The organism is Clostridium sp. AF02-29, from assembly GCF_934835585.1.
GTDB lineage: Bacteria > Bacillota > Clostridia > Lachnospirales > Lachnospiraceae > Otoolea > Otoolea fessa.
In genome coordinates this window covers 1-9,292 of the sequence record NZ_CAKVZK010000032.1, presented here as the reverse complement: position 1 = coordinate 9,292, position 9,292 = coordinate 1, and the positions used below count along the sequence as shown (strand labels likewise).

At 49.0% G+C, this 9,292-nt stretch carries 10 protein-coding genes; 9 read left to right on the top strand and 1 reads right to left on the bottom strand.

What is annotated here, in order from left to right; all coding sequences use genetic code 11:
• Nucleotides 1–114: 114 nt before the first annotated feature.
• The 3 genes from PUQ60_RS08860 to PUQ60_RS08850 all read left to right on the top strand — a co-directional run bounded on the left by PUQ60_RS08860 (nucleotide 115) and on the right by PUQ60_RS08850 (nucleotide 2,972).
• Entirely contained in the window at nucleotides 115–789 is a 675-nt protein-coding gene (locus tag PUQ60_RS08860) for a hypothetical protein (protein ID WP_273482938.1), read from the top strand.
• A gap of 534 nt (nucleotides 790–1,323) precedes the next feature.
• Complete coding sequence (locus PUQ60_RS08855) at nucleotides 1,324–2,454, top strand: hypothetical protein (RefSeq protein WP_273379818.1); 1,131 nt, start codon at nucleotides 1,324–1,326, stop codon at nucleotides 2,452–2,454.
• Nucleotides 2,451–2,972, top strand: coding sequence for a hypothetical protein (locus tag PUQ60_RS08850; protein ID WP_270231884.1), 522 nt, complete (start codon nucleotides 2,451–2,453; stop codon nucleotides 2,970–2,972). The genes PUQ60_RS08855 and PUQ60_RS08850 overlap by 4 nt, the downstream gene beginning before the upstream one ends.
• Before the next feature lie 158 nt (nucleotides 2,973–3,130).
• Here PUQ60_RS08850 and PUQ60_RS08845 read toward each other — a convergent pair whose 3' ends face one another.
• On the bottom strand, nucleotides 3,131–4,450 hold the full coding sequence (locus PUQ60_RS08845) for an acetyl-CoA hydrolase/transferase C-terminal domain-containing protein (protein ID WP_273379814.1): 1,320 nt from the start codon (nucleotides 4,448–4,450) through the stop codon (nucleotides 3,131–3,133).
• Nucleotides 4,451–4,852: 402 nt separating this feature from the next.
• Here PUQ60_RS08845 and PUQ60_RS08840 point away from each other — a divergent pair, with 402 nt between their 5' ends.
• From PUQ60_RS08840 to PUQ60_RS08815, 6 genes are all read left to right on the top strand, one after another.
• On the top strand, nucleotides 4,853–6,208 hold the full coding sequence (locus PUQ60_RS08840; protein ID WP_273379812.1) for an MATE family efflux transporter: 1,356 nt from the start codon (nucleotides 4,853–4,855) through the stop codon (nucleotides 6,206–6,208).
• 30 nt (nucleotides 6,209–6,238) lie between these two features.
• A complete protein-coding gene (locus PUQ60_RS08835) occupies nucleotides 6,239–7,297 on the top strand; it encodes an MBL fold metallo-hydrolase (RefSeq protein WP_273379810.1) in 1,059 nt (352 codons plus the stop codon).
• Nucleotides 7,298–7,530: 233 nt separating this feature from the next.
• Nucleotides 7,531–7,743: a ferrous iron transport protein A gene (locus PUQ60_RS08830; protein WP_022360163.1), complete on the top strand. Its 213-nt coding sequence runs from the start codon at nucleotides 7,531–7,533 to the stop codon at nucleotides 7,741–7,743.
• 226 nt (nucleotides 7,744–7,969) lie between these two features.
• Nucleotides 7,970–8,170, top strand: coding sequence for a helix-turn-helix domain-containing protein (locus PUQ60_RS08825; protein ID WP_008396733.1), 201 nt, complete (start codon nucleotides 7,970–7,972; stop codon nucleotides 8,168–8,170).
• Between the two features lie 18 nt (nucleotides 8,171–8,188).
• Nucleotides 8,189–8,614: a hypothetical protein gene (locus tag PUQ60_RS08820; RefSeq protein ID WP_008396730.1), complete on the top strand. Its 426-nt coding sequence runs from the start codon at nucleotides 8,189–8,191 to the stop codon at nucleotides 8,612–8,614.
• 418 nt (nucleotides 8,615–9,032) lie between these two features.
• Nucleotides 9,033–9,185, top strand: a complete 153-nt coding sequence (locus PUQ60_RS08815) for a hypothetical protein (RefSeq protein ID WP_008396729.1) — start codon at nucleotides 9,033–9,035, stop codon at nucleotides 9,183–9,185.
• The last annotated feature ends 107 nt before the right edge of the window (nucleotides 9,186–9,292 follow it).

The window sequence follows — 9,292 nt, the reverse complement described above, 5'->3', positions numbered from 1 at the left end:
ACACTCAGAAGCGTCAGCGATACCGAGAACCGTCAGACCTTACTTTACGGCATCGGCGAGCAGCAGCTCGAAGTCGTTGTCAGCAAGCTGCAGGCAAGATATAAAGTAGACATTGTGCTCAGCAAACCGAAATTTGCATTCCGCGAGACACTTCGCAAGAAAGTAGAAGCACAGGGCAAATATAAGAAACAGTCTGGTGGACATGGACAGTACGGCGATGTTAAGATGTCCTTCGAGCCGTCCGGCGATCTGGAGACACCATATGTATTCGAAGAGAAGGTATTTGGCGGTGCCGTTCCAAAGAACTACTTCCCGGCAGTTGAGAAAGGTGTTCAGGAATGCGTACAGAAGGGTCCGTTGGCTGGATATCCGGTTGTCGGTGTGAAAGCAACCCTGTTAGATGGTTCCTATCATCCGGTTGACTCCTCCGAGATGGCATTCAAGATGGCAGCGACGCTGGCATTCAAGAAAGCGTTCATGGAGGCGAATCCAGTTCTCCTTGAGCCGATCGCATCTCTGAAAGTAACCGTTCCGGATAAATTCACCGGCGACGTTATGGGCGATCTGAACCGCAGAAGAGGTCGTGTTCTCGGTATGAACTCCAACCATCACGGCAAACAGATCATCGAGGCAGATATCCCGATGTCCGAGCTGTTTGGTTATAACACCGACCTTCGTTCCATGACCGGCGGTATCGGTGAATTCTCCTATGAGTTCAGCCGCTACGAGCAGGCTCCGGGCGATGTACAGAAGAGAGAAGTGGAGGCGAGAGCGGCAGAAGCTGAATAATGGCAGATGTAATGTAGGTGCGTAAATGGCTATGAGAGTGCATAAAGCTGATTGGAAGGCTTGGATGGGGCATTGGATTGAGCCCAGAATTGTCTGCGATTTGGTTGTAAAATATAGACAAAACAGAATCGCCTGCCTATGCGCGAAATGCCGAAAATAAAAGAAGCGCTTACCGTTTCGGTCAAGAATATGATATTCTTATATAAATAAGCAGAAAACCGCCGCAGGCGGCTGAGTGGATCGATACCGATTCATCAAGGCTGTCAGCGGCGGCTTTCTCTTTCTGGAAGGTCTTTCGGATCGATATGGTTATAGGCTGTGCTTGAATTCATCAAAGCGCTGCGAATGTTATCGATGGGACAGGCGAGAAGTTAAGGCAGTGAATGCGGATGCCAAATTGCTACGAATTGCGTGCTTTTGCAATTTTCAAAAAGAAGGCTATAAATTGTAAGAAAATAGAAAAGAATACCCACCTGTAAAAAGGTATAATGTTGCAAAGAGAACAACTTATACAGACAGGTGGGTGGCCTTTTTATGATAGAGAAAAATGAGAAAAGCGGGGAACTCATGGAAGTAAAAGAACAGGCAAAAACAGTTCAGAAACACCCGGAGCGGATGATCGTGCGTATCTGGCTGGTGCTGGCGCTTATTTGTCTGCTGGCGGGTCTGATCGCCCAGTATACGTTCCGGCTGAAAGAACCGCTGTTTCTGCACTACAGCCAGTCGGCTTATCTGGGCTGTGGGCTGGACGGAGTAGAAACTTCGGAGGATGGAATCGTTCCATCTGTGTCAAGTGAGGCGCTTGAAGAAGAAAGTACCGATTCCGATGTGAAAGTTGGAGTTTTAGACGAAGGCGTGAAAGACCCGAATGCGAATATGGGATTGGAGAATACAGTGTCCTTATATGCATTAGGGGAAGAAAGTGTGGATGAGACAGATAGAACTTCGGATGTATGGTATACACAGGTAAATTTTGCCTATCTGACGGATGTGACGGATGAGATCTGTGTGAGAGAAATTCGTTTTTCAGAGTTGCCTGAACTTCAAATGCAGGAAATGCGGGAGACAGTCCAGTCAGCGGGACAGTATGCGCTTCATCGCCTGGATGCTACGCTTTCGATTGAAGATCCGCAGCATAACGGGATCCGTCAGTGGAGAATCCTGACGCGGGCGCAGGTGCTCTATTCAGATGGAAACACAGCGGACGTAAAAATTGGTAATCTGGTACTGATTGCAAATCCGGAGGGCGGGAGCGCCCTGGAAAATCCAAGTTCCAGCGCCAATTCAGATGGAACGGCCACACAGGTTTACACCGTTCAGAAAGATGGAACCATCGAAGTAAAAGGCTGCATTGCGTCAGTCGGGGAGATGGAAAATTTTTCGATGACCCTAAATGGAGAGCCTATCCCAGCCAAAAAAGAAGGGGAAGAGCCGAAACGGCTGACAGTAAAAACGGGTGATGTGCTGACGTTCCAGAGCCATTGGATTGGCAAAGAGGAAGACCAGTCGCCGCAGGTATTTCATTCAGGAGTTGCAGTGCTTTCATATATCGGCAAAGATGGCGGGGAGCAGGTTCTTTCATTTGAAAATGAATACAGGAAGAGAAGGGAGCTTCGCTTTATTGATGTGTGGAAATATCTGCTGAAAGAGGAGGCATTTAAGTGAAAACGGGAGATCATAAGATTTTAGCCGGCCTGATTCTTGCTTCGATTCATATTAATCTGTTCCATGTGATGCTGCTGCCGCCCTGCATCGGGTTCCTGATTTTATATATCGGGATTCTCCAGAAAGAGCGGCAGGCGGGATTTTTCCAGATGGATGCAAAAGAGATGAGAGTGTACCGGGCAGCAGGGGCGGCGCTTGTGCTGGTGACTGCTTTTTCTAGCTTCCTGTCCATGTTCTGGAGGCGGCCGGACGGAACCATCTGGTCGCTGATTCCGTGTATGCTGGAATATGTGGTGCTCTATGGACTGATGGAAAGCTACACCGCAGGTTCGCCCAGACATTCGTATCACTCCGAACTGTGCTGTGGATATGCTATGGTAATGGGAGCAGCACTGTGTGGGTACGCAGTCAGCCTGATTCTGCATATCGCGCTGTGGCAGCTCTTTGCGTCTATGATTATTCTGGTCTGCCGGTTTATGGTGGTTGTGGTTGTTATAGGGGCGAAGAAAGAGGCATAAAAAATAAAAAGCCGTAACCAGATATACCCGCCCATGGGATTAAATTCATGAGCGAAAGTATAAGGTTACGGCTTTTCTATATTGAAAATTCTGGTTTTCAAATAATCAAAGATAACATGGAAGGTTGATGTTTCGGTTCCGATGTATCTTTCCAATTTTTATTTAAAATTCTCCTCCGCATACCGGCGCAGCTCATCACGGAAATCCGGGTGTGCGATGGCGATCATGGCATCCGCTCGTTCTTTTAAGGTAAGCCCGGTCAGTTTTGCGATACCGTACTCGGTCGCCACGTACTGAATCATGGTACGCGGTGCAGATACGGTGCTACCGCCCGGAATGAACGGTACGATGTTGGATTTTAAGGAGCCATCTTTTTTCTTGTGGGTGGAAGCAAGGCAGATAAAGCCCTTGCCTCCCTCGGAGCGGAATGCGCCCTCCAGGAAATCCATCTGTCCGCCGATACCGGAGAGCTGTCGGGTGCCGGCAGACTCGGCATTTTCCTGTCCCATCAGATCCAGCTCGACACCACCGTTGATGCTGATGACATTTTTCATCTCACCGATGCGGTACGGGGAGTGGACGTAATCGACGTCAGCTGGATGGAAGAGCTGCGGCTCATTATCCAGCCAGTCATATAATTCCTGAGAGCCCATGGCAAGGTTCCAGGTAGAATAACCTTTGTCAATTTCCTTCTTCTTGTTGGTCAGCTTGCCAGCCTTATAGAGGGCTAAAAAAGCATCGCTGATGGTGCCGGTGTGGCAGCCGAGGTCAGTTTTGTCGGACTGCGCCAGCATATTGGCAACGGTAAACGGAACGCCGCCGACGCCCAGGGAAAGGACAGCTCCGTCCGGGATCTCCTCAACGACACGTTTGGCAATCTCAATATCAACGGCGCTCGGATCGCGGTAGGTGCGGATCGGAAGCGGCTCATGCTCGCCCTCGACGATGAAATCTGCCTCTGAGAGGTGGACACGGTGGGAACCATCGACGCCCTGTAAGCGCGGGAGGCGCTCATTGATCTCGAAGATGACGGTGCGCGCATTCTCAAAGATGGTGCGCCATGCATAGTTGGAAATACCCAGTCCGCAGCAGCCGTCCGCATCCGGTCTGGAAACCGGTACAAAGGCAACATCCACGCGAATGTGGTGGCGGTACATTTCCGGCAGGGAACGCAGCATCATCGGCATAAACTTGCAGAGCCCACGGGTCTGCAGCTTGCGCTCATAATCGCCGATGTGCCAGCTGTAGTAGCTGAATGCTTTCTGCTCCGGGTCGCTTTCGACAACCTCGATGCGCGGGCGGATGACTAAACCGCCGCGGATCTTGACATCGGTCAGCTCATCCCTGCGTGCTGCCAGCGCACGGTCGAGAAGCTCCGGAAATCCAGCGCCAAAGCCATAATCCACCCAGTCGCCCGGTTGAACGGCCTTGACGGCGGTCTCAGCACTTACAAATTTGCCTGCGTAATTGTTAGACATAGTAAAAATCCTCCATCGGTATGAAATTCATAATTTTCTAGTTTCCATCATATCCCAGAAAGCGCTTTTTTGCAACTTCCAAAGACAATTCCAAAAGACAATTTTTAAGCTGGGTTTTAAGATGAGTTTAAGATAGGTTTAATACGGAAATAGTTGACAAAATAGGTGTTTATGATAAAATTAAGTGTTTAAATAAGAGTTGGTCTTTTACACAGCAGGCAGAAGTGCCTGTATTTTTATGTAATAGGAAATTCCTTGGAATCCCCTATTACACAAAAAGGCACTAACGTGCCAAGGATGTGCACTTGCGCGAAGCAGAAACATGTCGCAAGCGACCGCGCTCGGCGCGAGAATGTGACTGTAAAGAATACAACAAATATAGAAAGAGAGGAGTTACGACAAATGAAAACAAATACGGATTTATTTGAAAAAACACCCGTACCGAAGGCGGTCGCAACCATGGCGGTTCCGACCATGATTTCCATGCTGGTGGTTGTTATTTATAACATGGCGGATACATTTTTCATCGGTCAGACGAAGGATCCGCTGCAGGTGGCGGCAGTTTCGCTGGCAACGCCGGTCTTTATGATTTTTATGGCATTAGGCCATCTGTTCGGTATCGGCGGCAGCTCAGCGATATCGAGAGCACTGGGAGAACGCCATAAAGACCGGGCATGTCATATCAGTTCATTCTGCTGCTATGGATCCCTGGGGCTGGGCGTGATAGTGGCTATCCTGTCTGTACTTGGAATGGAAACCATTCTGCATCTCATCGGTGCCAGTGTAAATACGATCGGTTTTGCGAGACAGTACCTGGCGATTATTGCAATTGGCGCGCCGTTTATTATGTTTTCAACTGCATTTGCGAATATTCTGCGGGGAGAAGGCGCATCGAGAGAATCGATGGTCGGAAACCTGTTAGGTACCGTAGTAAATATTATTTTGGATCCGATCATGATCCTGGTGCTTGGCTGGGGAGTGACCGGTGCAGCGCTTGCGACGATTATCGGCAATATTGCGGCCTGTCTTTACTATATTGCTTATTATCTACGGGGAAAATCGACACTGTCGATTCATTTCCGTGATTTTAAGATGGGAGATGGAATCGTTTCCGGCGTGGCAGGGATCGGTATTCCGGCATCCTTAAATAACATCCTGATGAGCTTTGCCAATATTATCCTGAACCAGGCGCTGGTCGGTTACGGTGACACACCGGTAGCGGCGATGGGGGTTGCGATGAAATCCAATATGCTTGTTGTCCTGCTGCAGATTGGTCTCTGCGTGGGAATCCAGCCGCTGATTGGTTATAATTATGGAGCGCGCAACAAGAAACGCCTGATGTCGGTATTCAAATTTACAGGATTTGTATCGGTTATTATGGGAACGATTCTGACATTGTTTATGATTGTCGCAAGAAAGACAATGATTCAGATGTTTATTAATGATGCGGAAGTTGTCCAGTATGGTATTCAGATGGTGGTTGCCCTCCAGCTTTCTGCGCCATTCCTTGGTATCTTATTCCTCTGCATCAATACGATCCAGGGAATGGGAAAAGCGCTTCCGTCGCTGATTCTTACGATCTGCCGCCAGGGACTGATTTTTATTCCACTGATTTTCGTGCTGAATGCGATGTTTGGCCTGGATGGAGTTATCTATGCACAGCCGGCGGCTGATTATCTGTCGATTGTGGTGGCGATTTTGATTTGTGCATATCTGTTCCGGACGATGGATCATAGAGAAGAGAAAGCAGAAGGCTGAGAAGATTCAATAGATTCAATAAGGAAAAATATGCTTAAAGAAAATAAAAGAGAAGAAATCACAAAGAACATAGAGAAGAGGGAAGCCCTTGTAGAACAGGTGGCAGATGGAATCTGGCGGATCGGTGTGGAATTGCCGCAGAATCCTTTGCGGGAACTCAACAGTTACCTGATCAAGGGAAAAGAAAACGAGCGTGATCTTCTGATTGACACCGGATTTCGGCGCGAGGAATGCCGGGAGGCGCTGTTTGCAGGGCTTCGGGCACTTGGAAGTAGCCCGGATCGGCTGGATATTCTTCTGACACACCTGCACTCGGATCACACAGGACTTGCCAGGGAGGCGGCAGGGGCGGACAGCCGCATCTATATCAGCGGGATCGATCTGACGATCTTAAAGGACGGTTTTACACCGGAGCGCCCGCTTCGGCTGGCGGCTCAATTCCGTGCCGGTGGATTTCCGGAGGATGAAATGAAGAAAACGCAGGCGCTCAATCCGGCAGTCCGCTATAAGCTGGATCAGGTTGATGACCGTTTTGTTCCGATTGAGGCAGGCTGGAAATACACGGTAGGAGATTACACGCTGGAAATGATCTCCGTGCCGGGGCATACGCCGGGCAATGCGATGTTCTGGGCAAAGAAGCAGGGCATCATGTTCACGGGCGATCATATCTTATTTGATATATCGTCGAATATTACTTCCTGGCTGGAATCGGAGGATCCGCTGGGCGATTATCTCGACAGCCTGCGCCTGGTCAGAAAATATCCGGTCCGCCTTGCCCTGCCGGGACACCGGAAGACGGGCGATTATGCAGTGCGCATCGAGGCGCTGCTGGCACACCATGAGCGGCGTCTGGCGGAGACGGAGGCGCTGCTTGCCGAACATCCGGGCATGACGGCATATGAGACGGCTGGAAAGATGCGTTGGAAGATCCGTGCCGCCAGCTGGGAAGAATTTCCACCGTCCCAGAAGTGGTTTGCGGTGGGAGAGTGCATGGCGCATCTGGACTACCTCCGCCTGCGCGGCAGAATCCGCCGGGAGATGGACGGAGAAGTGTGGAGATGGTTCACGGTAACGGCTAAATACTGTTAGAATTAACTAACAATTATTACCATTGACTAACAATAGTCTGACTGCATATAATGATAGTAAAAAAAGCGGTAACTGTTCAGTAGGTCTGCGCATTTACTGCGCTGACCGTACGAAAACATGGACCAGCAGGCAAAAATCCCATTGCCGTAGGCAATTTTTAATGGATTTTTGCGCGTGACTGTGAAGGTACTGAACAGTTACAGAAAGCGGAATATCAGTCAGGAGGTCGTTGTATGCAGTCGTTGGCAAAGGTGCAGGCGGGAGAGTCCTGTGAAATCAAGTGGATGTTTGGAAATGCGGATGTGATGAACTTTTTGGAGCGCTATGGAATCAAAGAAGGAAGCCGTATCCGGGTCCTTGGACGTGTGCTGGATGGTCTGATCATCGGAAATGGAAAGGTTCGGCTGGCACTGGGCGATGAAGTGGCAGAGCGGATTCAGGTGTAGGTTTGACGGTGATTGAAAGATTGTCGAAAATGTCATGTATTGAAAGAACGTCGAATCTGTTACGTGCAAGTTGCTTGAGAACGTGAAGTAATAAGATAAATGCGAAATGAGTGATATAACTCACTTCGCATTTTTAATTTTTATAAGAAATTGATAAATGCGTTAGAGTGAATAATCACTCTGGCGCATTTATTTTTTTGCCTAAAAACAGAGGAGGTGGAGAGCAATGGCAACCAATAAGCGACCGAGAAAAGCGTACAAGCGCATCGGATTCGAGGACAGAAAGAAAATCGAAGCACTGAACGCACAGGGCAAAACAGTAGATGAGATGGCGATGGCAATCGGTGTCCACTCGGCTACCATGTACCGTGAACTCGCCAGAGGTGGAGAACCGTACAAGGCAGAGGTCGCACAGCATTCCATCTAACAGAGAGGAGCAAGTGGAATGGAAGAACTGGATATCAAGACTGCCATACAGATAGCAAAGATACTGGCAGCGGCCCCGGATGAAAGAATCCCCATGATACTGGATGTGTTCAGCAAGGCACAGGTTGACATCAACGGACTTGATGAACTGGCAGAATGGAGAGCACTGGACAAGCAGGCCGCACTGATTGACACAGATACCTTTGTAACAGAACTGACCAAGGGTAAGGAACTAGAGGACGGAGAATACCGCATCAGAGTTCCGGAGTTTAATCACTTCTGTAGCACAAAAGGAGTGAGTGCCAGATACGCAAGGAAGCACCTGTACGAAAGCGGAATGCTTCGAAGCAGCACTGACAATGGCAAAATCAACTACACCTGCCCGGTGCAGGCAACAGATACCAAAAAAACAGAACGATGCGTATGCATCACACCTAAAAACTGAATACCGAAGAAACACACTGGCAAGCATCGACCAGGATAAAAACCGATAGGTAGGAGCGAGCCGCCGCAGTAAATCGCTCCGGCAGCAGGACATGAGCCTGCATGAATAGCTGTCGTAATTGGGGTAGGGAACGCAGACCCAAGTAAAACAACAACGGTTCGGAGGCAGATGAGAAACACGCAGAGAGAGAATACCGAGAGCATGGATGCGTGGGTGCGATTTAACACTCGGTAGCGGGGAATGAAAAAGACCGCACTGCAGGCGACTAGTACAGCTACCCCAAAGAATACTCAGGGAGCATGAACGGAACAGTTACTCTTCAAAGCCTTGGAGAACCTGTTCCATGCCAGGCCCAAGAAGCCTAGAGAGCATAATGAGGTACTGGTAAAAGTCAAGTAAGTATAAAAGGAGAGAGCATATGAAACAGCCAAAGAAACTGACAAGGAATCAGAAAGAGATACTGGTCAAGAAGGGAATGAACCCAGATGACTATATGCTCCATTCAGAGGATGAGAAAGAGATGATCCTCTACAACAGGAAGGAAAAGAGACTGGAAGCAGTCGAGAAGTAAGCAGGAGGTGCATGACGATTTGAAACTCAGTAGGAGACAGAAGCGAATTCTGAAAAGAAAGCTGAAGCGCATAGCAGGGGATGCAGTAGCGGTAATAGTGGGAGCGG

Coding starts and splice junctions, on each gene's coding strand:
- PUQ60_RS08845 (WP_273379814.1), bottom strand. CDS start 4,450: ATGTCTAACAATTACGCAGGCAAATTTGTAAGTGCTGAGACCGCCGTC.
- PUQ60_RS08835 (WP_273379810.1), top strand. CDS start 6,239: ATGCTTAAAGAAAATAAAAGAGAAGAAATCACAAAGAACATAGAGAAG.
- PUQ60_RS08820 (WP_008396730.1), top strand. CDS start 8,189: ATGGAAGAACTGGATATCAAGACTGCCATACAGATAGCAAAGATACTG.
- PUQ60_RS08825 (WP_008396733.1), top strand. CDS start 7,970: ATGGCAACCAATAAGCGACCGAGAAAAGCGTACAAGCGCATCGGATTC.
- PUQ60_RS08815 (WP_008396729.1), top strand. CDS start 9,033: ATGAAACAGCCAAAGAAACTGACAAGGAATCAGAAAGAGATACTGGTC.
- PUQ60_RS08840 (WP_273379812.1), top strand. CDS start 4,853: ATGAAAACAAATACGGATTTATTTGAAAAAACACCCGTACCGAAGGCG.
- PUQ60_RS08830 (WP_022360163.1), top strand. CDS start 7,531: ATGCAGTCGTTGGCAAAGGTGCAGGCGGGAGAGTCCTGTGAAATCAAG.
- PUQ60_RS08855 (WP_273379818.1), top strand. CDS start 1,324: ATGATAGAGAAAAATGAGAAAAGCGGGGAACTCATGGAAGTAAAAGAA.